The sequence below is a fragment of the uncultured Photobacterium sp. genome, from assembly GCF_947039875.1.
In the GTDB taxonomy this organism is placed as follows: Bacteria; Pseudomonadota; Gammaproteobacteria; order Enterobacterales; family Vibrionaceae; genus Photobacterium.
This window is the reverse complement of sequence record NZ_CAMRAN010000053.1, coordinates 1-26,015: the sequence shown is the minus strand read 5'-3', so window position 1 is coordinate 26,015 and position 26,015 is coordinate 1. Positions and strand designations below refer to the sequence as shown.

Here is a 26,015-nt window from a genome sequence, read left to right as displayed (position 1 = left end):
ACCCCAATCAGCAAATGCGCCGATAGTCGTTGCACCAACAATACGTAATTTAGCAAAACCACCCACTTCAACTAATGGTTCATCAGTTGTTGCAATGACTTCGTCTTCAGAATCAAAGTAAATGAAAACTTTAAGCTTGTCGCCGAGCTTAGTACCTGCTGGCACTGTGTTCTTTGGTAACAAAATATTACCGAAATCATCACCACCATTAAGGAACACGCCAAAATCTACCAATTTGATAACTTCTAGAGTGTTGTATTGTCCAATTTTAATCATGTATCAGGTACTCTCTTTATAGGCAACAACACGCTTACAGTGCGGTTGGTTCAATATCTTTATCAATCAATTTTTTAGTCGCAATAATTAATTCACTACCGCTGACTAGGCAATACGTTATAATGAACGGGTTGCGCTTATGATATCGGCATTATACGTGATGTTGCGACCCTTCGCCCAACCTATCTGCAATTATTTGATATTTTTTCATTCTATTAGCATCAATAATTGTGATTTATAAATAATGGACAAAAAAATATTCTCATATACTCTCAATGACAATCTATTTATGCCATTTAGCATTCGCCTTGGAGGGCTAATTAAAAGTGATTACTGTCGATAAAAAAGATGGGCATAAACTCAAGATATCTCATGTGATTCAAGAAACAACTAATCGACAGCTTGATATGTACATATTTATCCCAGGAGAGCTTGGGTTAAATGCCAATATCATCTCTGAAGAAGAGTTTTATCATAATGCCATTCATGGCAAACGAACTTATTTCAGTGATATAAACCACCTACCTTTAGTTCATAGTCGCCTTGCAAGTCGAGGCAAGTTATCTATTGAACAATATCGTTTAAGTTTAAGTCTCTATGCCTACCAATATGCGTTAGCCTTAGAAAAAACAACACAGCAGTTATTAGGTGACAGCAGTGAGTCTAAACAAGAAGAAATTGAAGAAGCTGCTCAATTAGCGGTTCGAATTTTAAAGCGATTGCGTCGCAACATTCCAACAGATAAAAAACTGCTCAAATATTACGAGAATATTGATAATTATTTATCTTGGTTTACAGAACAACGGCTTCTACAAATCATCGCCCATCTCCCCCGCGGGAGCGAGTACAATGAAATTAAGCCACAGCTATTAGAAATCTGTCAAAGAGAATCTCAACACCGAACTGATAACAATTATAACTCAGTCAGGGCGATGCAAGATCCAACGCGTATGTCGAATAAGATGCGATTATTACGTCGTTTAATTGAATACCCTGTCACCATGAACGAAAAAACAATCGAACTGGGTAAAAACACCCGTAAGATTGTAACGGGTGCTGCCGCGGGTATTGTGATGATTTTCGTAACGTTAATACTGATAAAAGCACGCGGTATGTTGGGTGATATTACCGCTTCTTTCATTGTTGTACTGTCATTCATTTATGCCGCGCGTGAGGTATTTAAAGATGACTTAAAAACCATGTTATGGCGATGGATGAGAAAAGGTAAAGCACGATGGAAGAAGCAATTTTTTGACACCAACACAAGTAATGTTATTGGGCAACAACTTGAATGGTTAGAGTTTATTAATTACGACTGTTTGCCTGAAATTATTCGTAAAACTCGTAAGCATAATGTCTCTCATCGTGAAGAAACCATTTTGCACTACAAAAGCACCACCAGAATGTCACCCACTAAATTTTTAAGTGGTTACGAGCAAACACGAGAATCGATCACTCTCGATATGCGAGCGATTGCAACATTAATGGAAAAAGGCTCACAGCGTCTCTATCAACTCAAAGATGGCCAAGTCACCAAAGAGTCGGTAGAGAAAAGACATTTAATTAACTTGATCACCAAAGAAACCGACGAAGATAAAACAGTACGTATTCAACGGTGGAAGATCATTATGAGTCGTTCAAAAATTGTCGATATTGAAGCCATCATTACGCCAGATCCTAAAAAATCGAAATCAACACAAACGCTTAATATAAATACCTAACCTATAAAAATGCCCTTATCTCGAGGGCATGTTTTATCCATCTTTATCTATGTTAAGCCCTTAGTTATAACGTATGTATAATGGTAAATCAGCCCCCTTTTTCGTCAAAAGAATTGCCATACATTGAGGGCACAACAACGAAACGTTCTGCACATAACAATAAATAATAACGCCACATACGGTAGATATTTTCACAATAACTCTATGAAATTTCGTTCAAATTCATCGTTCCATACCACTAATGTTTTATCGTGATCAGAACCGATATTTTGCACATCTTCACTATTAAAATAATCTTCTGCAACAGAACCAATTTGAGTCATTGATGGCACGACACCATTTGGGAGAATATATTTATTGATCCATGCATCTGTTTCTGTTTTAGAGTTTGAGCTACCAATGGTTGTTCCAGTTTATATAGAAGGTACTTTATAGGATAAATTTAACAGGAAGATTTAAATCGTCTGCTCATTATTGGCTTAATACGGCTTGTTCTTTAGACAGTGTTAAACCACCGTAAATAATCCCATAATTCTCCGCCGCATAATTCATAAAGCGACCCCAACCACAACCAATATCCAGTAAGCACATTCCTGATTTAAGCTCAATTTTACGGCACACCAAATCAAGTTTAGCCTCATACCTTGTATATTTATCATAACTCGATAAGCTTAAATAACGATCTCTTTAGCTTTAGGTATGCCCATGAAAACATTATCGACACTGACATTTACTAATAGCTATTGTGATCTTCCTGACACTCTTGGGACACGAGTTACTCCACAGCCTTTAGATAGCCCTTTTCTAGTGCATTTTAATCCGCTTGTAGCAGAAAAACTTGAGCTAGCTTCCATTACAGCACTTGAGCCAACCTTTGTTGATATCTTTAGTGGTAACGCAACACTGGTAGGATTATCACCTTTAGCAATGAAATATTGTGGACACCAATTTGGTCAATATAATCCCGATCTTGGTGATGGTCGTGGGCTTCTACTTGGTGAAGTCATTACCAGTGCTGGCGCTAAGTGGGATTTACATCTAAAAGGCTCAGGCAAAACACCTTATTCTAGAATGGGAGATGGACGTGCGGTTTTACGCTCATCTATTCGTGAATACCTTGCCAGTGCCGCAATGGAAGGTCTAGGTATTGCAACAACACATGCTTTAGCCATTATAGGTAGCGAAACATCGGTTGTACGAGAAAAAATAGAAACAGCCGCCACACTGATTCGAGTTGCAGAAAGTCATCTTCGTTTTGGGCATTTTGAATACTTATTTTATAGTAACCAACATACCGAACTACAACACTTAGCGGATTATGTAATTGAACACCATTTTTCTGAATTAACCACTGCAAGCTCCCCTTATGCCGAAATGTTTAAACAGATCTGTCATCGCACCGCAACAATGATAGCAGCTTGGCAAGCAGTAGGATTTGCACATGGCGTCATGAATACTGACAATATGTCGATACTCGGACTAACATTTGATTATGGTCCATTTGGTTTTCTTGACGATTATGACCCTCATTATATTTGTAATCATTCAGATTATTCTGGCCGTTATGCTTTTGATCAACAACCTGCCATAGCCTTATGGAACTTATCGGCTTTAGGTTACGCCCTAACGCCACTTTTAGAAAAAAACGCTATAGATCATGGTTTAGAGCATTACCAACACCAGTTACAGCAGCAATATAGCCATAACATGCGTCAAAAATTAGGATTAACATTAACTGACGATGTCGACAGCGTCTTATTTTCAGATCTATTTCAATTGTTACAGCACCATCATGTTGATTACACTTTATTCTTTCGAACATTGTCATATATTACGGTGACAGACTTACCTCATAGTAGTCCTTTGTTCAGTGAATTATTCCAATGCACTTCAGATCTTAAAAAGTGGCTAGATCGTTATCAGCAACGGGTGCGACTTGAACCTAATGATAGCCAACGTTTAGCTATTATGCAGCAACACAATCCTAAGTATATTTTACGTAATTACCTTGCCCAACAAGCCATTGAAAAAGCACAACAAGGTGATTATAAACTCATAGATCAATTAATGACGGTATTAGCCCGCCCCTTTGATGAGCATGAAGACGCAGAAATATTAGCTCAACTGCCGCCACATTGGGGTAAGCATCTTGAAATCAGTTGTTCATCATAAAAACCAACATTGATCATTTAAGATAATAAACATTTAAAATCAATTGATTAAACGCCTTAATATATTGATGCTAAGGCGTTTAATTTATAAGAGTTAGGCAATACGCATTAACCCTTGCGCAAGATCATCAAGCAAATCGTCACAATCTTCTAATCCTATATGAACGCGTACCAATGTGCCCTCGAAATCAACCTTACCCGCAGGGCGAATACGATTAAGTTCTTCAGGTTGATTGGCTAAAATAAGAGATTCATAACCGCCCCATGAATACGCCATACTGAAATGTTTAAAATTATCTAAAAAATCCGCAATCTGATGACTATCAAGACGTTTTTTTAACACAAAAGAGAATAAACCACAGCTACCATTAAAATCACGTAGGAAAAATTCGTGCCCCTTACAGCTAGGTAACGCGGGATGGTTAACCCGTTCAACTTGAGGGTGTTGTGCTAACCACTCTGCAATTTTAATACTACTTTCATGGTGTTGCTTTAAACGCACTCCCATCGTACGTAAGCCACGGGCTGCGACATAAGCAGTATCAGCATCCACCATTTGCCCCATTAAATATGAGCGTTCTTGCAATTGATTCCAACAACGGCTATTTGCAACCGCAGTACCTAACATCGCATCAGAATGACCCACTATATATTTGGTGCCAGCTTGAACAGAGATGTCTACATCATGATCGAGTGCTTTAAATAACACTCCAGCAGCCCATGTATTATCAACAATAATCACCGCTTCAGGGTTAATCGCCCTAACCGCTTTAACAATAGCCGGAATATCTTGCACTTCCATCGTGATAGAACTAGGAGATTCTAAAAACACCACTTTAGTATTGAGCTGTACTTTGTCCGCAATACCAGCGCCAATGAGAGGATCATAATATGTAGTATCAACATTAAGCCCTTTTAATACCACATTGCAGAAATCTTGGGTTGGTTCATAAGCCGCGCCCGTCATTAACAAATGATCGCCCGCTTTTACAAATGCTAAAATTGAATTAGCTACCGCCGCCGCACCACAAGGATAAAGATAACACCCAGCGCCACCTTCTATTTCAACCATCGCTTGTTGTAATGAGAAATGAGTTAATGTGCCACGACGACCATAAAACAATTCACCATTAGCACGATTGATCGTGGCTTGCTTTTTATCTGCGACAGAATCAAAGACTAATGAAGATGCTCGTTGAATAACACTATTCACAGCCCCTAAACCAAATTGCTTTGATCGCCCTGCTATGATCAGTTGAGTATTTATTTTATGACTAGACATGTTATTCCCTCAATGTGTCGTCAGTATGTTATTGAATATTCATTGTATAGCATGAATAACAGCATCAAACTAGAAACTAAAAGTTATTAATTACTACTCTTCGATCATCACAACATAACCTTAATAAGGTATATTATTCATATTCTATATTGATGGTCATAATCCAATGAAAAAAACATATCATCTAATCCTGCTCATAATACTATTTTCTAGTAATGCTTTCGCTGACAGTAATATCTGGTTAAATAGTAACAGCAAAAGTATTACGCCAAATGCAATAATAAAAAACAATCAAGTTTGGTTACCTACAAATCAAACTCAAACACCTAATTTTATTATTTTGCATCAAATGGATCAGAACAAGATCACGCAAGCATTAACAAATAACCAAGGTGTTGTGATCCTTAAAAACAACCATCTTTGGATTAATGAAACGAGTACTCAACCTCCATTTGCAATCTTGCGTAGTGGTAATCAAATTTGGTTACAGGATAATCATGGCACCGTTGCCAATGCAGTAATTAAACCTGATGGAACCTTATGGTTATCAACCAATAACAGTACAATTGCGAATGCTTATATTGAAGGCAATAATCAACGTCAAGATGGTTTCATTGTCGCCGCGCTATTGTTATCTCAACAATTAGGCTAGTGTAATTGGTCGTTTTTCCTTAAAATACGCTATCGCAACATGTAATCACGTAAAAGAGAACAAAAATGATTAATAATGAACTAAGTGTTATCGATAGCCTTGAAGAGCTAGAAGCTTTTTTGCTTTCAGTTGAAAACGGCGGCCTAGGTTTACAGGGTGTCGAAGGTATCGGTATGGCAACCAACAATACTGATGGTCGTCACTTTGTTGCTGTTTTTAATAACCAACATCAGCTTATTTATGGGCGTTGGGTGAGCGATGCTGTATTTGAAAACGGTAAGGAATTAGTGAGCAAAGGCCCTCGCTGTACACATTAATTAATACGGTTATCTCTCTGTATATACAAAAAACGCCTATTCAATAATAATCGGCGTTTTTTTCACCAAGAAAAAATCAATATACAATGGTTTGCTATTTGATAAGTTAATAGACTACTATCCGTCAATAATATGAAAGATATTATCTTCTTTCCAAACTATTCTTATTTTGATAGTTATCTCATAATTAGTTTTAGCATTAATACTTCATCACTATACCTCTTCTTACATTAACAAAATAAGTATCTTTGTAAATATTGTTATCGATATATTATAAATATGATGATGACACTAACAAATTTAAAATAGCTTCTATTCTATGCTTTCCGCAATCAGTCTTAAGTAATTCTTAAGTTAGTCTTTAGATAATAGTGACATTCGTTAGTACTTTAAAGAGTAAATAATGCGTAAGATTTTCCACTTAAATATGACCAGTTTCATTGTATGGCTATCCATTTATTTTTCGTTATGTTTTAACTTTCCGACATTAGAAAAGATTTTCTCATTAAGTAATACAGTCTCTAATCCTGTATTTCCTTATACTGCGCCTATTGTTTTAATCGCTGCTTTTATCATTATTTTTAGCTGCTTATGTTGGCCTTATATTTTTAAAGCCATCATGATTTTTTTAGTCATAACATCATCAATGGCTTTATTTGCTGCAGTCAATTACCACACCTTATTTGATAATGCAGTTATCGAAAGTATCTTCCAAACACGCTCAGATGAAGCATGGTCGTATGTTAATTTACACTCGATAACCTATATCATCGTATTTGGTTTACTACCCAGTATTTGGATCGCTTGTGTAAAAATCACTAAGCGTGAAAGTATTTTCAAAGAAATCATTGCGCGAATTATTCTTATTAGTATCGCAATGACTGCACTGTTAATTATTGCTTTAACTAACTATAAAAGTTATGCCGCGGTTGGTCGTAATAATCATTACTTAAACCGTATGATCATTCCAGGTCATGTATACGCAGGCGGAAAATACTTATACAAAGCGTTTATTTACAAACCTCTACCCTACAAAAAACAAGGCTTAGATGCAAAACTACTGCCAACTAAAAACCACAAACCAACCTTATTTGTTATGGTGTTAGGCGAAACCGCACGTACTTATAACTACACTTACAACGGCTATCAACGAGATACTAATCCTTACACTAAAAACGAAGGTATTATTTCATTTAAAAATGTTGAATCTTGCGGTACTTATACAGCACTATCTGTTCCTTGCATGTTCTCTAATTTAACGCGTGCTCACTACAATCAAGATCGTGCTTACAGCCAAGATAATGCCATTGATATTATTCATCGCGCAGGCGCTGAAGTATTATGGATTGATAATGATGGTGGTTCAAAAGGCGTTGCAGCGAGAGTACCGTATGTGGCTACTGATACTTCAAAACACAATCAATACTGTGATGGCACGAGTTGTTACGATGGCGTTATGTTAAGCAAAGCGGCTGCCTTTATTAATAAAGATGATAAGAATAAATTATTAGTCTTACACTTAATTGGGAGTCATGGTCCAACATATTTCCAACGTTATCCAAAGCAGTTTGATCGATTCAAACCGTCTTGTAACCGTAGTGATATTGAAAACTGTACTGACCAAGAAATTAAAAACGTTTATGACAATACTATTCTCTACACCGACTATGTCGATGAACAAGTGATTAAGTTATTAAAGAAAAACAAAGAGAAATATAATGTAGCAATGCTATATATATCTGACCATGGTGAATCTCTTGGCGAAAATGGTTTTTATCTACATGGCGCACCTTTTCAAATTGCACCGAAAGAGCAAAAACATGTGCCATGGTTATTATGGCTCCCAACTCAATATGCTCAACAAAAAGGCATTAATCTTAGTTGCTTAAGAAATAAAGAGGATATTGGCCATCTATCACATGACAATTTGTTCCATAGTCTATTAGGGCTTTATGGCGTCCAATCTAAAGTGATCAACCCCGCACTTGATATTAGCGCAAGCTGTAGAGTTCCATCTTAATCAACTAAGATAACATTATGATTTAATGTATACTTATACATCTCGTATAGGTATACATTTTCAATTTGAGTATATAATGAAGCTATTGATTATCGAAGATTCATCCGCATTGCGTCGCAGTTTAGTTGTAGGATTCAATAACTTAGGTATAACAATTGATGAAGCCAGCAATGGTAGTGATGGGCTCAGCTTAGCACTTAATAATCCCTACGATATTATTATCTTAGATCTCATGCTGCCAGGTATCGATGGCATGGATATACTCAAACAATTAAGAAAATCAGCGGTTCAAACACGGATAATTATTCTTTCCGCTAAAAATCAACGTCAAGATCGTATTGATGGCCTACTTCAAGGTGCTGATGATTATCTTACCAAACCATTCTCTTTTGATGAGTTACATGCCAGAATCCTTGCTGTCTCCCGCCGTGGTTTAATTAATAACTTCACAAACACGATCACTATTAATGGCTTTATATTAGATTCAAATAAAATGACACTGCGTTATGAAACTACCGATATAGAATTAACACCTAATGAATTTAAAATAGTTGAATACCTTTTCAATCATAAAAATCAAGTTATGAGCACATCAATGATCAGCGATAATATTGCTAATAATTTTGATTATATATCTAAAAATACTATTGAGGCACATATATCAACTATCCGAAAAAAAATAAAAATAAAGATGATTGATGCTACGTTTCCGATTAAAAACAAACGTGGTTTTGGCTACTATATTGAGAGTAAATAATAATGAAAACACGCTCAATAAAAAGAAATCTCATTAATTCTATTTCAGCTATTTTTGGCTTATTTATTATCATTGTATTTACCTTTGTTGATATCAGCGTTGATGATTGGGTTCAGCAACAGTTCAAAACTGAATTAAAAGAAAAAACAAACCAAATTAAAATGCTAGCTCATGATGACATCACATCTAGACTGGATACCCCAGGGAGTAATTATGTCTATCAAATCTGGAAGAATAACCAAACAATCAAACGTTCGACATCCCTTCGTTCTTACCCTGAATTAGATTTGCTGCATACAAAAATCCCAGTAAACTCATATAGACTAGTTGATGTAATAATGCCAAACAACGAGTCAGGACAAGCGCTATTATCTTCATATATTCAACGAAATAAAGATGGTTCAAGTGACTATATGTATATTACAGTATCAACCTCAACCAAGAGTCTTGATCGTATTACAAACATATTAGATATATTACTTATCGGCAGTTTTTTATTATCGATGATCATCATGAGAATTGTCGCAAAAAAAATCGTTCAGCAAGGTTTATATCCTTTAGAGTCCTTGAATAGACAAATTAAAACATTCAACAATAATAATGAGCATTTAAATAAAAACTTTTCTTTTTATGAACCAAAATCTTATTCAGAAATAGACTTAATAATAAAAGAGTTAAATAACTTTCTCACCATTCACCGAAATAGTATTGAGAATGAAAAACGGATCACTTCTGATATTGCGCATGAAATAAAAACGCCTATTGCAGAGCTTATTACATTAACAGAAGTCCACCAGCGTTTTCCTAACGATGCTCGATTAGCAGAAACATTCACTGACGATATTTTACATATTTCCAATAGAATGCGAGTCATTGTCGAAAATCTATTATTACTCCAGCGTACTTCGTCAACGATTGAACTATATAAAGAGCCAATTGATATCGCTCTGTTATTAACTAGCATTCAGCATGAACTTACATTTAAATACCATGATATTAAAAGTAGAATTCTACTTAAAACACAGCTAGACACAGTGATCATTGCCGATACCTTTAGTCTAAAAACAATCTTAACCAATCTTATTGATAATGCATTATTTTACAGTCTACCAACCTCTGATATTCAAGTTAATGTACTTAATCACGAAAAAAACATCATTATTGAAGTGATAAATATTGCTACTATTAACTACTCAGAAACTGAGATTAAAAAGTTAATTCAACCATTATATCAATATGATAATTCAAGATCAGATGATAACCGCTACGGTTTAGGGTTATCGATTGTTAATAATATTTGTAAGATTAATCAATACCCATTATCAATCACACAGACAACAAAAGGTGATTTTATCGTTACAGTCTCAATTGCTAAATAAAATTGGTAACTCGCTTTATTTTTTTATAAATAGACAAAGTTAATACTCCTAATTGACGTTTAGCGTGATTTAATAATTGACGACCAATCCTTTGTCCTTGATATTGATATTAAAGCTCAACAAAAATCAGATGAAATAAAATCATGCGCTTTTATTAACGTCTGAAGCCAGATATCAAGTACCGCGTCTATATTATTGCCATGCATTTTCTTATCACGTATATCATCTAACCATATAAAATATAAGGAATATTAGCTAAAAAACACGAGAGTTACTATTGCCTTCGTCAGTAGCTATAATACATTTATCGTCAATAATTCAAAGTGTTACCAAGATCTTTCTGAATTATCTATTTTGACATTCATATAAAGAATGCGATTATGCACGCCAATTATATAACGTCATCTTGATATCGGAGTATCAAATGCAAAATAGAGTACATAATATGATGGCGTGGCGTCAGGATATTTTTGCCGGATTATCCGTCGCTGCCATTGCCCTCCCCGCTCAAATGGCGACGGCGCATTTAGCTGGGTTTCCTGTTATTTATGGATTATACGTTTTTGTTGTATCCAGCCTTGGCTTTTTCATTTTTGGTAGTAACCGTTATTTATCTTGTGGTGCAGATTCAACCATCGCCCCTATTTTTGCAGTGAGTCTTGCCAGTTACGCCACATTATTCAGCGTGCAATATATGGCATTAGCATCACTATTAGCATTGCTTGTTGGAGCGATATTACTGGGGGTATATGTATTTAAATTAGGTTGGGTGGCTAATTTATTGTCTTATCCGGTCACACTAGGATTTTTAGCGGGTGTGTCGATTCATATTATTGTTAGCCAACTGCCGTCAATATTAGGTTTGCCACACAGTTCAGCATCGCCATTTCAAACGCTTTACCACTTAGCGCAACACATCACACAACTGAATCTCATCACGACATTCATCGGTGGCGGCGTGTTTGCCTTTATCTTCTGGTTTAGTCGCCAATATAAACGTTTCCCCGCAGCACTGATCGCCTTAGCTATCAGTATCACCATTGAAATAGCCTTAAATGCAAAGAACATTCATATTCCAACCTTATCAAATCCCGCTGGATTTGAACTTCATTGGGCTTTTATTGGTTTACCTTGGCATCAAGCATTAACGATTTTCCCATTAGCATTATTAATCGCAATGATTTGTATCGTTCAAACCTCTGCGGTATCAAGCACTATTAAAGATCGTAATACGACCCCTAACTTTAACCGTGACTTTGCTGGCATCGGCTTAGGTTCTGTATTATCAGGTTTAATTGGTGGCTTCCCAGGAAATGCGAGCCCACCACGTAGCATGCTAATTCAACAAGGTGGTGCGCATTCAAAATGGGCGGCGTTATTTTCAGCGGCTGTTATTTGTGTGGTCTTGTTATATGCACAAAGCGCTTTTCATCTGATACCTAAAGCAACATTGTCAGGTATTTTAGTGTATGTCGGTTTAAGTATTTTTAAATGGAATGAAATTAAACGTATCTATCATCAAAACCGCCAAGAATTCTATTTGTGTTTCACAACTATCTTGATGATCGTGACTTTTCGTATCGATATTGGCGTCATGTTTGGTGTTTTCTTATCATTACTGCATAGTATATTTATTATTACTCGCCCAAACTGTGAAGAATTATTTCGAGAACCACACAGTGATCACTGGGGACACCGTTCACGTTTAAATCCAGAACATAACTTATCCGCAGAAGAAGATGTTGCTGTACTTCACTTTTCAGCACCTTTATATTTCACCACTTTTACATATTTTGAAGAGCGTATTTTAAACTTAGCCAATACACGTCCTTTACTGCGTTTAGTGATTATTGATGCCAGCAGTATTAGTGATATGGATTTAACTGCTGTTGATAAAATTGAAGTATTGAATCAAAAACTAGCTCATCGAAACATCACATTACTGTTTGTTAATATTGAACATCCACGGTTTAGGCGTTTAGTTAAGACAACCAACTTATTGGCGATATTAGATCAAAAAACAGAATATACCAGTATTGAGGCTGCAATTACTGCTTATCGTTCAACATAAAAAGAAGCAAAAGAGATCAAGAGATGGGACAGCCATAACTTAATACATCGTAAAAGTATAACAAATTTTATTACATAACAATTAGTTATCGAAAAAGTGGTCTTATGGGTGTCCTGTTTTTTGTTTCTTTTCTAGACTGAAAACAATGATATGAGTTGTTGCGGCTTATCTATAATATAATCTGGATTTTTATCGAGAAGCGCTTTTCGATTATTATATCCCCATGAAACAGCAATGCTTTTAATATTAATTTTTTTAGCTGCTTCAATATCACGGGTTTCATCACCAATGTAGTGCACATTATCGGCAATAAATCTATTCTTATTGATGATCTTTTTTATGATCCCAGATTTACCAAAAATACTAGACTTAGAAAATACACCATCAAACTGAGTAATATTATTTAAACCAAGAAAAATATTAATATTTTCTTCCGAATTAGAGCTCAATATAAAGAGTTTATGCCCTTCTTGTTTTAAGCTTTCAAGAACAGAAGCAACCCCTGTAAATATTTTTTGCTCTTTCATTCGTTTAGTAAAATCACCACGAATTCGATGAGCAATAATGGGTATTTGTAATGGTGATATACCGAGATAGTGAATTATCTCTTTGCTGGTCATGGCTCGACATAGTTCAATATCCTCATCATGAATATATTTAAAATCATATTCATGGTGGATCTTTCTCATTACATCAATATACAAATTAAATGTATCTGCAATTGTTCCATCAAAATCAAAAATTAATACCATTTATAGCAACCACTTACACTTAACTTAAAAAATACAACAAGGGTTAGGATACGTGCCAATGTTGCGGCACATACCCAATCTAATACGTAATATTAGCTATTTGCTTGTTGTTGCAATACTTTCTCAGCTTTCACTAAATCAGCAAAAGTCCAACCTACCGCTTCAGTTTTACTCATTAATTCACAGATATCAGCGATTTGAAATACATCTTCTGAGTTATCAGTATAAGTAACCACTAATTGCTGGCCTTTCATATCCCAAGCTTCGGGATCTTTTTCACCAATTAGGCCGTCTAAATAATCACCTAAGCAGCAATGCACCACAAAAAAGTGCTGCATTTGTTCTTCTGAAACACCAAGGATGATAGCGGCTTCAACATAGTCATACATATATGTATCTGATTCAGTATCCACAAAAAACTTAGAACCTTCAGCATCCCAATACTCAAAGTCTGTCACTTTAGCCGCTACATAACACTCAATCGCATTAACAACGACACAGTAATCACCAACCATTGACTCATATTTGTTAGACATAACGACCTCTTAAATGATGCTTACACATGTAAACACCTAATGACCGAGCAATTATACCCAATACAAACAGTGATGAAAGCTAACATGAATAATTAAAATAATAAAAAACACACTAACCTAATGAATATTAATCGTTTTAACATTCAAGTATCTAATTAAAAGACGAGGCAAATATACATAAAAGAGGATTTTTATAAATATACAGATTAATGAAATAAATATAGATGTCAGCTCAATACCTTATCATTTGATATTTATCATACAATATTGCTCGTGCTTCACTTATATTGCTTGAGATTTATATCATTACATAAAGAACAATCATTATGACTAATAATAAGCTTGGCCTACTTTACAGTAGTATTACACTTTTATTCTGGGGAATATTGCCTATAGCGCTAAAACTTTCTGAAAAATTTATTGATGCAACATCATTAAGTTGGTTCCGTTTTTTCATTGCTTTTATTGTTATTTTTATTCTTCAACTAACCTCTAATAGGTTGCAACAATTTCGAAAAATAACACTAAAAGAGATAATTAAACTGCTATTTGCTGGTATATTTTTAACACTTAACTACGTTACTTTTGTGTTAACATTAAAATACTTATCGCCAGGTGAAGCACAATTAAATTTCCAAGTTGCCCCTTTTTTCCTTGCTTTTGGTAGTCTGTTATTTTTTAAAGAACGCTTAACGGCAATCCAACTTTCGTGCCTCTTTACATTAGCTGTTGGCATTATTCTTTTCTTCCATCCCAATCTTAGTGGGCATATTAACTATGCCACTTCAGTTCTAATTGGTGTTGGCATTATTGAATTTTCAGCATTATCTTGGGCATGCTATACCCTATTACAAAAGTCATTAATGGCAAAATTATCAACGTCGAACGTTTTACTATGCGTATTTGGGGTGGGTATGGTTCTCTTAACACCATTGACTGATTTTACGCGACTATCAACATTGTCAGGCTTTGATTGGAGCATTGCTTTATTTTGTGCACTCAATACGTTAATTGCTTATAGCGCATTAGCCAAAGCATTGGTTTTCTGGCCAGCAGCTCAAGTGAGTGCTGTTGTTGCCGTAGCGCCAGTGATCAGCTTTATGTCAAGCGCATTTGTTGTCACCATGGGATGGTGGCCAAATATTATCAAAGCGCATTCTCTAAGCTCATTATCAATTTTAGGTATTATTGTTATTGTTGGCTCAGTTGCAACCATGCAATTATTACCGCATTTATTGAAAAAAAGTAAGCCTATTGAACAGCTTAATTAATTATTCATCACATCATAATTAACAACAAAAAGGGTGGCTCATTAGGCCACCCAGCAAACATGCCATTAAAAAGTGTGGAAACGACTACATCGCTCTTTCTACATTAGATACATAATCTGGCAAATTTGTTACATAAGGTGCAAACCATGCCCCTTTAATACAATGTGATTCACAGTCTACAATACAAATATCTTCACTTTGGCTTTCAACAACACCGAGAATAAGACCATCGGCTTCACCAGTAACATTAATTGATACATCAAACCAGTATGTAGAGCTCTCTTTATTACAATCTTTACCAGAAAAAACAGCCTTCATTTGTCTCTCCAAATCACAAATTTATTAACGTGACTATCAAGCTCAAAGATAGGAATGATCTCATGTAACCATCTGAATATAATAATGATCATGCTATCTATTCGCTTGAACTGGCATCAGTTTATACCTTGAGAGAATCACCAACTTAGTCATTGATCACAAAATAGAAGAAGCATTAAAAAACGAGTAATCTTATGGGTGTCCTCTGTTTATTTCTGTTTCTTTTCTCTATTTACTTTCTCTGGCGTTCTTTTTTAGCAAATACATATTCTATTTTTATCAATGGTCAATTAGGCCATTGATATGATAATAATAATGACTATCAATAGTAAAAATGACTAAGGGCATCGTATGTACATTGCAATGAACCGTTTCAAAATTCGTTTGGGTTCTGAACAAGAATTTATCGATATCTGGAAAAATCGTGAAACTTATCTTGATACTGTCCCTGGTTTTCAATCATTTGATTTACTGCAAGGGGCATCTAATGATGAATATACCTTGTTTGCATCTCATTCAGTATGGCACTCTCGCCAAGCATTTGAAGATTGGACGCAGTCAGAGCAATTCCGTAAAGCCCATGCTAACGCGCGAGGCAACAAAGAGATCTATTTAGGCGCGCCAAACTTTGAAGGTTTTGAAAGCTGCCTTTAATCTATAAAAATAATAGCTAACATAAAGCCCTTATTACGTAAACAGACGAATGGTCAGTTTATTTATTAAGGGCTTTTACGTTGAGCTTTAGATCTTCCAACTTATATTTATCTAACAGCACACTACTAATATCAAAGAGAATTAAATTCTCCCTATTCTTTTCTATCGTTATTTTTTCTTACCTTGAACAGCTTTAAATCTTGGGTTAGATTTACAAATCACATAAATACGACCACGGCGTTTAACCACCTGACAGTCTTTACTTCGATTTTTTGCGCTTTTCAACGAACTAAGAACCTTCATTAACTTTCACCCTTTAACATCATAAGAAAAATTGTTGTCTTAACGAGTAGTCCAATTGTCCAGTCTAACAACATCTAATAGCTGTATTATTGAACGAAGAATAAGCCCGCACCCATATTGTTACGTTATAACATAACAATCATCACAGTGTAAATACACTAAAATGAGGTAATGAAGAAAAACGAAGACAACCATAGCAACAATCGTTATGGTCCCCATCATTCTCGTAGAAAATTTATTACAAGAAAAGAAGATAGTGAATTTTAACTTAATGACAGATAACAATGATAATTATCTGTTTTCTTAACGGCATTTAGAGATGATTCTGCCTGACAGCGCACCAACCCAACAAGTAATTGTTTTCAAATTGAAAACTAACAACTTTATTCCATATTATCTTGAAACATAATTTTATGTGGCATTGATTTTAATATCACTAAGAACTGAGATATAGACTTCAATCGATATTTAAACTCGACTTCAAATTTGCCACTAAAATGATCTGAAACCACCATTGCTACTTACTGAATTATAAAGAGTGCAGATTAACCCCCAATCTAGAGGTTTATGCTAACTATGTATGATTACTATTGATAACAAAAAACCAGTAGCTTTAAATAAAAGAGCTCAGCATAAAACTTATTCTTGTACCGAGTAGTTTTGCCTTGTGTCTACAAGTTTTAGTAACTTGGTATGATAAGTGATCTATGGTGTAAGTCCCATCGTCAGGTTCTCGACTGGTGTAAAAAGGATCTGCCGTTGAATATAATGTTCGCCCAAGAGCACTCACTCACTTGAAGATCCTTACAATTCCAACAGCGATACAGCGATACAGGACACCCATATATTATATTCTTTAAAATAGAAAGTTATGGATGTCCTATGTTTTATTACTTCTAATTAATTCAAACGTTCAATTTAGCTACTTTGGCCATTCAATGCCAATTTAATACGTTGATGCGTACGGTAGTTTGGAATCGAAATAAATTGATTCTGGATTGGTTTAGTTCGAGGATTATCATAACCATAAATATCATGACGCATCTCTAACTGACCAGTTGGTGTTACCCAAGCAGTTAAGTAAGCTACATCAAGATCCACACGCACTTTCAAGCCAATCTCACGGTGCTTGTTCGAATTAATCATATCGTCAACAGAAGGCAAACTTGGCATATTTTGATAAGACAAAATCATCGTAGCCATCTGGCGTGGTTTTTGAACACGCATACAACCAGAACTGAAATCCCGGTGATGGCGTTTAAATAATGGATACTCTGATTGTGATTCATCATGCATATATACAGAGAATGAATCAGGCATCAAAAATGCTACACGTCCTAAAGCATTCTCAGGGCCGGGATCTTGACGGAATTGGTGCGTAAAGGTATGCGGATTTACCGTTGCCCAGTCAATTGAACTAGGTGGCACAACAGATCGATCACTCCAACTGTTAATCACATCCATACGGTTATTTTTTAGGAAATTAGGATTAGCTTTAGCCGATGGAATAGTGTTCTGCACTTTGATGGTTTCAGGCACATACCAATAAGGATTAATCACTACCGTATTAATGTATGACTGAAACAAATTGGTTGGGCGTTTTGGCATCCCATCGATAATTTTTGATTCAAATACTGGCTTTTGATTATCGTATAGCGTCATTTTGAAATCAGGAATATTGACAATAATTTGTGGGCCATCCCCTTGCAATTGTGCAAAACGTTCACGTTGTAAATTCAATGCAGTAATACGCGCCAAACTTGAATAAGGACGTATCAATTGGCTCACAACGTCAGGTCCTATAATGCCGTCCATCTTCAAACCATAATTCCCTTCAAAGGTTTTAATCGCTTGATTCATCACGCCGGTATTTGTAATCGTCGCTTGAGCAGTAATTTGTTGATACTGAGGCTGAGTCAAATAGCCCAAATTCCAAAGTACTGTTGCCACTTTAAGCCCATAAGGAATGATGTCACCAAGGTAAACAACCTTATCAAAGTGAACGTTACTTGAATCAAGAGGATTGGCGGGTAAACTTAAGAGATGGTTGATCACCCCCATTGTCGAAACAAACTGCGAAGAAGGAATAAGAGAATTGATCTTTTGAGCCGTCAAAGGGAAATAATTCTGCACCATTTTCAATGTCAAAGGCGTCAAAATTACTGGATGTGAATTGTATAATGGTCGAGGATCTTGCTGTAATTGATGCACATAATCCACGTAAACCAAATATGTATCGGTTAATAACAGATCAAATCCACGCTGATCTGGCAATGCCTTTAATTGCTTCAACTCTTTTAGACGCTGCTTCATACCTGGTAGCGTATTGGAATCCGCCAGCGCTTGTAATTGCGGCATAATCGCATTGACAAGCACTGGGTTTAACCAATATGGCATGAAGTTATTTTCAGCATATAGCGTATCCAAAATGCTCTCGTTACACACTTTTACCGTTGAGTTTGAACACAAAGATGCGGTGCTATTCACTGTAAAGCCATCTAGAACATGTAAATCTAGCGCATTGGTCGCCGTATTATCAGCAGCCAAAGCTGATCCACAGGCTAATAATGCCGAAACAGTCATTACCGAACGAATCAATGTCGTTATCTTTTTACAATTAAATTTCATTCAACAACCCTTTACTAAAAAAGTAAGAATATGCTTTTTTAGCATTAAAATCATTCACCATTAAAAGTGACAAAGATTTCAAGAATGATGAGTAGAAAGTTATGGGTGTCCTATGCTTTCCTTGTTTACTCTTGTCCTATATTTTTTTTCATAGGCTAACGGTTCTCTTTCGACTGAGCCCATGGAGGACTTTCACCTCCTAGATCAACGCGGACATTTATGCTAACTACCAAAGATCTATGCTTTGAACTTCACAGCGAGCCGAACTAATCTTTGCACGAATAACGTCTTTATATCGACTGAAATAAAAATCAAAAGACATTGTTCCATAATCGCTTCCATGGGCATATAAATTATATGACTTAACCTGATAACTTGAATCTGATCTTCTAGAGTATATTTCTCTGCCTCTATATTCAATTTCTACGGAACACTCTATTTTAACGTCAAGATATTCTTTGCCTTGATAATTAGTTTGTACGTCATAGTTAAGTGATAAATCACAATTTCTGTAATAATTACCAGAATAACTTTTATTACAATCAAGATTTCCACCAGTGATTTCAACACAAACTTTTGTATTAGTTTTATATTCAATATCACAGTCGTCCCCACTTACACCTTGAGCTCTACGACGTTCTATTTCAACAGCTTCTTTCTTTAGGTATTCCTGTTGATTTATTATTTCTCCAGCCGTCATTGCGATACAAGAATTAGTACTTTTCTTAAAGCCGTTATTACATTCCCAACCGCTACCAATATAATTAAGTTTGGCATTTTTAGGTATTTTAACTGTATGGCATTGACCGTCTGACTCGTAAAAACCTTTATTACATTCCCAGCCACTGCCAGTATAATTAAGTTTGGCATTTTTAGGTATTTTAACTGTATGGCATTGACCGTCTGACTTGTAAAAACCTTTATTACATTCCCAGCCACTACCTATATAATTAAGTTTGGCATTTTTAGGTATTTTAACTGTATGGCATTGCCCATCTGACTTGTAAAAACCTTTATTACATTCCCAACCATTGCCTACATAATTAAGTTTGGCATTTTTAGGTATTTTAACTGCCTGACATTGACCATTTAACTTATAAAAACCTTTATTACATTCCCAGCCACTGCCTACATAATTGAGCTTTGCATTTTTAGGTATTTTAACGGTGTAGCATTGACCATCTGACTTGTAAAAACCTTTATGGCACAACCACCCACTACCATCTTTATTTTTATAACTATTTTCTGGTATTTTTTCAGCGAAAGCCATCCCAGTAAACAATGACAGTATAATGATTAAAATTTTCATAAAACCCCGTTCGGTATAACAACTGATTATACTAACAACTTGCCCGAATTGATTCTTTGAACATGCCCCCGTATTTATCTATTAACAATACAAGAAGCATTATAAATCAGAAAACTTTTCACTTTGAAACCTGTGGTGGTTGCTGCTGGCCAATCGCAGGCAAGATATCAATCAGGTCTTCAGTATTTACTCGACAGCCTTTGATTTGAGCTTCTGTAACGGAGAAAGTCCCAGGGAAAAACGTCTTAAATTGCACTTCTAACTCGTAAAGGTGACATATTAAAGCTTGAGTACTCGCATTTATTAGAAGATGGTATTTTCATTACTCAGTCTAAAACTGGCAAGAAACAAATCAAGATGTGGTCACCACGCCTACGTGAGGCCATTGCACTATCTGAAACGTTAGCTGAAAAACAAACTAACTTTGTACTTCGTCGCCCTAATGGCCAAAAGGTTCACGATCGTTCACTACAAGATTATTGGCAAGCAGCAAAAAAGCAAGCCGCTTTAGAATATGGCATTACTACTGATTTCACATTCCATGATTTAAAAGCTAAAGGCATTTCAGATTACGAAGGAACAATGGCTGATAAACAACGCTTCTCTGGCCATAAAGAATTCGCCCAAGTTAATACCTATGATCGCAAAGTGGATATGGTGCCACCACTCAATCTTAAAAGTATTAATCAACCTAAGAGTGATCAATAGCAAAAAGCCCTCCAACTTGAAGTGAGGGCTTTTTGGGTTGAAGGATACTAAATGTAACTTACTATTTGATTGATGCGAGTAAAAAGGGTTATAGATAACGCTACGATAATAATTCAAATCTAACTTTATAATTTTATTATATTTATAAACCCACCATAATATAAAGATTTATTTATGGCTAAAATTTCTAATTATTTCTGTATCACTTTTTTCTCTTTCACTCTCTGATGAATAACAAAAGCTAACAGTGTGATCATCTTTAAATTTTTGGTATAAATCAGGTTTTAGTAATCGAGATTTATTATCATTGAATATAGATCTTATTCCACCGCCAGAATTTCTACGGACAGAATAGCAATAAATTCTACTCGGATTCTGGCTATCACTTTCAGATAGTGATTTTACCATTGCAACTTTTACCCACTCATCTTTAGATGAGTTAACTTTATCAGGTATAAATCGGGAAAAATTTTCATTAAATTGGTGTAAAATATCACCAATATTATCTGACCACTGAATCCCAAAATATTCTCTCAAAGTTTGAGCATTAGTTATAAATCCACGAGCATTTGCAGGAATAATTAAATTATCTTCAATGTTATGAACTTTTAAGAACTCTACTCTCAAAAGAGCATATTGGTTTTCCTTAACATCGTTCTCTTGATAAAGCTTAACTAGACAAATATAGTCTATATTCTTATAACTAAATAGAAAAGCTTCAATTACCCACCCCTTTTCCTCCATATCTATTTTAAGAGTTCTGAAGTTTTCAAATATATTCATAACATTTCTTACTCAATAATCTACATTAAAAATATTAAACGGCAGTTATAATATAAAGTATACTACCACCGTTCACATAACTACGCTTTAAACTAATAATCCGAATATGATTAGTTTGATTTTTTACGTTTTACCATGCTTTTAGTATCGCCATTTATATACTTCGAAAGACCATCTAGACCTGGAAACATCGTTGATTCATTAATACCGTAATCATCAAGCATTAATTTAATTTCAGCCTTCATGTGACTTGGTACAATAATTTTTTTTATATTATGCTCTTCTGGGGTAAATTTAGATTGAAGTATTTCAATCTCACGGTTAGCAGGACAATGAATAGTGAATAGTCCTTGCTGATTTAATACTCGAGAAGTAAATGCTGCTGGTATATATGAAATCACACCGTCATAATCTTCTATTTCTTCGAGAGTTAACCTCTTCTTTGCCATCGCATTGGGTGGCTCTAGTATATATATTGCACCATCAGACTCTATTTCTGAGATTACACAGAAATAGCAAGCAACTAATGGATTTTTACTCCAATCTAATAATCTTGTCGACAGTCCATGATGCTGAGCTAAAGCAAGAGCTTCAATTATATTTTCAGGTAATCTTTCATGTGCGATCGCATAATTTGACCACTCCCTAAATCGGCCTAAATCACGATTCGAAGGTAGATAGTAATCTTCTCTTCCAGCACTGGGTAATAATGCCCATTTCTCATCCGCTTGGCCACGAAACCATGAACCAAAACCTTTGAGGCTACGATATGTTCGAAAAATCCGATGTAATGAATCTGGATCTTTCAATGTCATATAGTCCATTAAATCCTCATAAACAGTCTATACATCTAAAATAACAACATATTAAATGGCATCCACTCTTTATTACTGTGAGATACCTATAAAATAATTCAATAAAAGTATTAAATACCATGATAACTATATAGATACACAGATTTTTAAACTAATAGAAAATCACGTTAATGAGATATTTGACTAATTAATATAGAAACTAAATTAATTTAAATTTTCATATCATTAAATTAAATGATCTATCACTATTAAAGCCCTCCATCACCACCTTTACATTATTCAAATTTATAAATAATTATGCATTTGTTTTTTTTCGAAAAACGCAAAATAATCATTTATATTAGCAGTTCATATTAGCAAAACGTTAGCAATTGGGATTTAGCAGGAAAATAAGAAGAAATGTGAATACAACTGAAAGGATAAAAGGAGGTAAAGCTGTGTTTACCTCCAACGTTATAACTTATTGTATCTTATGATTTTTAGCTAAGAAAGCATCAAGTTTATTAGCGAAATTTTGGCGGTCAGCTTGTGTTAATGCAGATGGTCCACCAGTCTGAATTCCACTGCTCCGCATGGTTTCCATAAAATCACGCATTTGTAGGCGTTGCTTGATGGTGTCTTTAGTATAAAGCTCACCGCGTGGGTTTAATGCGTGTGCGCCTTTGGTGATCAGTTCATCAGCCAAAGGAATATCAGCGGTGATCACCAAGTCCCCTACTTCGCATTCCTGAACAATATAGTTATCTGCAACATCAAAGCCTTGCTCTACTTGAATCGAGCGTAAAAATGGCGATGGTGGTGTGCGGATATATTGATTCGCCACCAGCGTTACACTTATTTTGGCGCGATCTGCTGCGCGAAAAAGAATCTCTTTTACAACGTTTGGACATGCATCTGCATCAACCCAAATTTTCATAGGTTTCCCTTAAATATTGAGATTACGTGAATGAACACGTTAAATTTATCTATAAAAAAACCGCCCTTAATAAAGGCGGCTTCTATTTAATTCTTTGGCTTAGGCCGCTTCATTAATAATGAAACTTAACCAATTAGCGCTTTCTTAGCAATGTATTCGTCATAAGTGCCGTGGAAGTCTTCTACGCCATCTTTAGTGATCTCAATGATGCGTGTTGCAACAGAAGTTACAAATTGACGGTCATGAGATACGAACATTAATGTACCTTTGAAGTTCTCTAACGCAAGGTTAAGTGCTTCAATAGATTCCATGTCCATGTGGTTTGTTGGTTCATCCATTAGTAGGATGTTAGGACGTTGCATGATTAGCTTACCAAACAGCATACGACCTTGCTCACCACCAGAAATCACTTTAACTGATTTCTTAATGTCGTTTTGTGAGAACAGCATACGACCAAGGATACCACGAACTACTTGCTCGTCGTCGCCTTCTTTCTTCCACTGACCCATCCACTCTAGTAGTGTAATGTCTTCAGCGAAATCAGCACTGTGATCCTGTGCGTAGAAACCGATATTGTTGTTTTCAGACCACTTAATCATACCTTCCATTGGGTCCATTTGGCCCGCTAGTGTATTTAGGAAAGTTGATTTACCAATACCGTTTTCACCGATGATCGCAATGCGCTCACCCACTTCTACCAATAGGTTAACGCCATTGATAAGAATGTTATTGCCGTAACCTTGTTTTAGGTTCTCAACTTCAAGTGCGTTACGGAACAGTTCTTTTTCCTGATCGAAACGAATGAATGGAGATTGGCGGCTAGATGCTTTCACAGCTGTTAGCTGGATCTTGTCTAATTGCTTTTGACGAGATGTGGCTTGCTTAGCTTTAGATGCGTTAGCAGAGAAACGGCTTACGAACGTTTGTAGTTCAGCCATCTGTGCTTTCTTCTTCGCATTATCAGCTTGAAGTTGATCACGAGATTGCTCTGCTGCGATCATGTATTCGTCGTAGTTACCAGGGAACAGGCGCATTTCACCGTAATCTAGGTCAGCCATATGAGTACATACGCTGTTTAAGAAGTGACGGTCGTGCGAGATGATGATCATTGTGCAGTTACGTGCAAGAAGGATCTGCTCAAGCCATGCAATGGTGTGAATGTCCAAGTTGTTCGTTGGTTCGTCAAGCAGCATGATGTCTGGGTTAGCAAACAATACTTGAGCCAATAACACACGCACTTTAAGACCAGGAGCAACGGCGCTCATAAGACCAAAGTGTTGATCTTCAGAAATACCAAGACCTAAAAGAAGTTCGCCTGCACGTGCTTCTGCTGAGTAGCCGTCCATTTCTGCGAATTCAACTTCAAGATCAGCAACACGCATGCCATCGTCTTCAGACATATCAGGCATCGCGTAAATACGATCACGCTCTTCTTTCACAGTCCATAATTCTTTATGGCCCATGATTACAGTATCGATAACACTGTAGTTTTCAAATGCAAATTGGTCCTGACCTAATTTCGCCATACGCTCGTTAGGATCAAGTGAAACAGTGCCACCAGATTGCTCTAGTTCGCCACCCAAGATTTTCATGAATGTCGATTTACCACAACCATTTGCGCCGATTAGGCCGTAACGGTTGCCACCACCAAATTTAACTGAGATGTTTTCAAATAATGGCTTATCGCCAAATTGCATTGTAATGTTCGCTGTCTGGATGATAACTTCACCCTCCAAGTAATATTGTTTATTTTCAATAACTAAAAAAGGCTGACAGTATTAAATTGTCAACCTCTTATAAATTCATGGGCAGCAGTATAACAGAAAATGTGAGTTGTATCACCTAACAAGATGCAAGGAATTATTACAAATATCAACTAATTATTTTCAACTTAAAGACTAAAAATAAATCTATTTTGCTGATAAAAATTTATCTATTTCTTCCCATTCTTCTTTTGAATTATGTAATTGGTCTAATCTGCTTCATTATCAATGAACATATTCAACACCATTTTGAGTTAACGTGTATACATAGTATTCATTGTTCCACTCATCGGTTATTAGCTCTTTACTTACAAAGCCTGCACGATTTAGCTTAACGATTGAGATATTTAACTTATATTCTTTTTCGTCTATTTTTTGCTTCAGTCCAGCCATAGTATAACCGCAAGTAAATTCAGTTTCAGCTTCAAATAAATAAGACATTAATAACAACTGGTTATCTGAAATATCAAAATCGTCTACTGTCAACTTAGGGTATTGAGTATTCCCATCTTTTTGAGGAGTGTGGTCTTTCGGAGTCACTCGCCCTTTTGACTTCATTTGAAGTGGTCAAGTAAAACTGTACACCTTTATAGGTGTTTAAATTAAGCGGCTG

At 35.7% G+C, this 26,015-nt stretch carries 26 protein-coding genes and 1 pseudogene; 11 read left to right on the top strand and 16 right to left on the bottom strand.

From position 1 onward, the window contains the following. Positions 1–276: S1-like domain-containing RNA-binding protein (locus Q0V26_RS15425; protein ID WP_297483456.1), on the bottom strand; the 276-nt coding region annotated here is incomplete at its 3' end. A 326-nt stretch (positions 277–602) separates the two neighbouring features. Between Q0V26_RS15425 and Q0V26_RS15420 the strand changes: the two genes are divergently transcribed. Next, positions 603–1,997 (top strand): hypothetical protein, encoded by a 1,395-nt coding sequence (locus tag Q0V26_RS15420; protein ID WP_297483454.1) that lies wholly within the window; start codon positions 603–605, stop codon positions 1,995–1,997. 191 nt (positions 1,998–2,188) lie between these two features. Here the strand turns inward: Q0V26_RS15420 and Q0V26_RS15415 are convergent, their stop codons facing one another. After that, a complete protein-coding gene (locus tag Q0V26_RS15415) occupies positions 2,189–2,320 on the bottom strand; it encodes a hypothetical protein (RefSeq protein ID WP_297483452.1) in 132 nt (43 codons plus the stop codon). A 148-nt stretch (positions 2,321–2,468) separates the two neighbouring features. Next, a pseudogene (locus Q0V26_RS15410) lies at positions 2,469–2,624 on the bottom strand (class I SAM-dependent methyltransferase); the annotation flags it as partial. 78 nt (positions 2,625–2,702) lie between these two features. On the opposite strand from Q0V26_RS15410, the gene Q0V26_RS15405 reads away from it, so the two are divergent. Next, a complete protein-coding gene (locus tag Q0V26_RS15405) occupies positions 2,703–4,169 on the top strand; it encodes a protein adenylyltransferase SelO (protein WP_297483450.1) in 1,467 nt (488 codons plus the stop codon). A 93-nt stretch (positions 4,170–4,262) separates the two neighbouring features. Here Q0V26_RS15405 and metC read toward each other — a convergent pair whose 3' ends face one another. Beyond that, positions 4,263–5,450, bottom strand: coding sequence for a cystathionine beta-lyase (gene metC, locus Q0V26_RS15400; protein ID WP_297483448.1), 1,188 nt, complete (start codon positions 5,448–5,450; stop codon positions 4,263–4,265). Between the two features lie 166 nt (positions 5,451–5,616). Between metC and Q0V26_RS15395 the strand changes: the two genes are divergently transcribed. The 6 genes from Q0V26_RS15395 to Q0V26_RS15370 all read left to right on the top strand — a co-directional run bounded on the left by Q0V26_RS15395 (position 5,617) and on the right by Q0V26_RS15370 (position 12,646). After that, positions 5,617–6,102 (top strand): hypothetical protein, encoded by a 486-nt coding sequence (locus Q0V26_RS15395; protein ID WP_297483446.1) that lies wholly within the window; start codon positions 5,617–5,619, stop codon positions 6,100–6,102. Between the two features lie 68 nt (positions 6,103–6,170). Further along, positions 6,171–6,419, top strand: a complete 249-nt coding sequence (locus tag Q0V26_RS15390; RefSeq protein ID WP_297483462.1) for a hypothetical protein — start codon at positions 6,171–6,173, stop codon at positions 6,417–6,419. Positions 6,420–6,822: 403 nt separating this feature from the next. Next, positions 6,823–8,439 (top strand): phosphoethanolamine--lipid A transferase, encoded by a 1,617-nt coding sequence (locus tag Q0V26_RS15385; protein ID WP_297483444.1) that lies wholly within the window; start codon positions 6,823–6,825, stop codon positions 8,437–8,439. Positions 8,440–8,515: 76 nt separating this feature from the next. Then, a complete protein-coding gene (locus Q0V26_RS15380; protein ID WP_297483443.1) occupies positions 8,516–9,196 on the top strand; it encodes a response regulator transcription factor in 681 nt (226 codons plus the stop codon). Between the two features lie 2 nt (positions 9,197–9,198). After that, a complete protein-coding gene (locus Q0V26_RS15375) occupies positions 9,199–10,575 on the top strand; it encodes a HAMP domain-containing sensor histidine kinase (RefSeq protein WP_297483441.1) in 1,377 nt (458 codons plus the stop codon). A 424-nt stretch (positions 10,576–10,999) separates the two neighbouring features. Then, positions 11,000–12,646: a SulP family inorganic anion transporter gene (locus Q0V26_RS15370; protein WP_297483439.1), complete on the top strand. Its 1,647-nt coding sequence runs from the start codon at positions 11,000–11,002 to the stop codon at positions 12,644–12,646. Between the two features lie 131 nt (positions 12,647–12,777). Here the strand turns inward: Q0V26_RS15370 and Q0V26_RS15365 are convergent, their stop codons facing one another. Both Q0V26_RS15365 and Q0V26_RS15360 read right to left on the bottom strand, forming a co-directional pair. Next, complete coding sequence (locus Q0V26_RS15365) at positions 12,778–13,398, bottom strand: HAD-IA family hydrolase (RefSeq protein WP_297483437.1); 621 nt, start codon at positions 13,396–13,398, stop codon at positions 12,778–12,780. 92 nt (positions 13,399–13,490) lie between these two features. Further along, the gene (locus tag Q0V26_RS15360) at positions 13,491–13,934 is read right to left on the bottom strand and encodes a hypothetical protein (protein WP_080157286.1); all 444 of its coding nucleotides are present in this window, start codon (positions 13,932–13,934) and stop codon (positions 13,491–13,493) included. Between the two features lie 326 nt (positions 13,935–14,260). On the opposite strand from Q0V26_RS15360, the gene Q0V26_RS15355 reads away from it, so the two are divergent. After that, complete coding sequence (locus Q0V26_RS15355; protein ID WP_297483435.1) at positions 14,261–15,205, top strand: DMT family transporter; 945 nt, start codon at positions 14,261–14,263, stop codon at positions 15,203–15,205. An 84-nt stretch (positions 15,206–15,289) separates the two neighbouring features. On the opposite strand, the gene Q0V26_RS15350 is transcribed toward Q0V26_RS15355, so the two are convergent. Further along, a complete protein-coding gene (locus tag Q0V26_RS15350; protein WP_080157284.1) occupies positions 15,290–15,523 on the bottom strand; it encodes a hypothetical protein in 234 nt (77 codons plus the stop codon). A gap of 351 nt (positions 15,524–15,874) precedes the next feature. Between Q0V26_RS15350 and Q0V26_RS15345 the strand changes: the two genes are divergently transcribed. After that, on the top strand, positions 15,875–16,177 hold the full coding sequence (locus Q0V26_RS15345; protein ID WP_297483433.1) for an antibiotic biosynthesis monooxygenase: 303 nt from the start codon (positions 15,875–15,877) through the stop codon (positions 16,175–16,177). A gap of 168 nt (positions 16,178–16,345) precedes the next feature. On the opposite strand, the gene ykgO is transcribed toward Q0V26_RS15345, so the two are convergent. From ykgO to Q0V26_RS15325, 4 genes are all read right to left on the bottom strand, one after another. Next, the gene (ykgO, locus tag Q0V26_RS15340) at positions 16,346–16,480 is read right to left on the bottom strand and encodes a type B 50S ribosomal protein L36 (protein WP_080157270.1); all 135 of its coding nucleotides are present in this window, start codon (positions 16,478–16,480) and stop codon (positions 16,346–16,348) included. Between the two features lie 918 nt (positions 16,481–17,398). Continuing rightward, positions 17,399–19,108, bottom strand: coding sequence for a L,D-transpeptidase family protein (locus tag Q0V26_RS15335; RefSeq protein WP_297483428.1), 1,710 nt, complete (start codon positions 19,106–19,108; stop codon positions 17,399–17,401). Positions 19,109–19,334: 226 nt separating this feature from the next. Further along, the gene (locus tag Q0V26_RS15330; RefSeq protein ID WP_297483425.1) at positions 19,335–20,417 is read right to left on the bottom strand and encodes a hypothetical protein; all 1,083 of its coding nucleotides are present in this window, start codon (positions 20,415–20,417) and stop codon (positions 19,335–19,337) included. 118 nt (positions 20,418–20,535) lie between these two features. Beyond that, on the bottom strand, positions 20,536–20,673 hold the full coding sequence (locus tag Q0V26_RS15325; protein WP_297483423.1) for a hypothetical protein: 138 nt from the start codon (positions 20,671–20,673) through the stop codon (positions 20,536–20,538). Here Q0V26_RS15325 and Q0V26_RS15320 point away from each other — a divergent pair. Beyond that, positions 20,667–21,125 (top strand): tyrosine-type recombinase/integrase, encoded by a 459-nt coding sequence (locus Q0V26_RS15320; protein WP_297483460.1) that lies wholly within the window; start codon positions 20,667–20,669, stop codon positions 21,123–21,125. The two genes, Q0V26_RS15325 and Q0V26_RS15320, sit on opposite strands and share 7 nt — an antisense overlap. 168 nt (positions 21,126–21,293) lie before the next feature. Here Q0V26_RS15320 and Q0V26_RS15315 read toward each other — a convergent pair whose 3' ends face one another. From Q0V26_RS15315 to Q0V26_RS15295, 5 genes are all read right to left on the bottom strand, one after another. Continuing rightward, the gene (locus Q0V26_RS15315; protein ID WP_297483419.1) at positions 21,294–21,908 is read right to left on the bottom strand and encodes a DUF6037 family protein; all 615 of its coding nucleotides are present in this window, start codon (positions 21,906–21,908) and stop codon (positions 21,294–21,296) included. A gap of 110 nt (positions 21,909–22,018) precedes the next feature. Further along, positions 22,019–22,732 (bottom strand): FRG domain-containing protein, encoded by a 714-nt coding sequence (locus Q0V26_RS15310; RefSeq protein ID WP_297483416.1) that lies wholly within the window; start codon positions 22,730–22,732, stop codon positions 22,019–22,021. A 451-nt stretch (positions 22,733–23,183) separates the two neighbouring features. Further along, positions 23,184–23,639, bottom strand: a complete 456-nt coding sequence (locus Q0V26_RS15305) for a YaiI/YqxD family protein (protein WP_045038663.1) — start codon at positions 23,637–23,639, stop codon at positions 23,184–23,186. Between the two features lie 125 nt (positions 23,640–23,764). Further along, entirely contained in the window at positions 23,765–25,360 is a 1,596-nt protein-coding gene (locus Q0V26_RS15300) for an ABC-F family ATPase (protein ID WP_297483458.1), read from the bottom strand. Positions 25,361–25,627: 267 nt separating this feature from the next. Next, positions 25,628–25,960: a hypothetical protein gene (locus tag Q0V26_RS15295; protein ID WP_297483409.1), complete on the bottom strand. Its 333-nt coding sequence runs from the start codon at positions 25,958–25,960 to the stop codon at positions 25,628–25,630. Between the last annotated feature and the right edge of the window lie 55 nt (positions 25,961–26,015).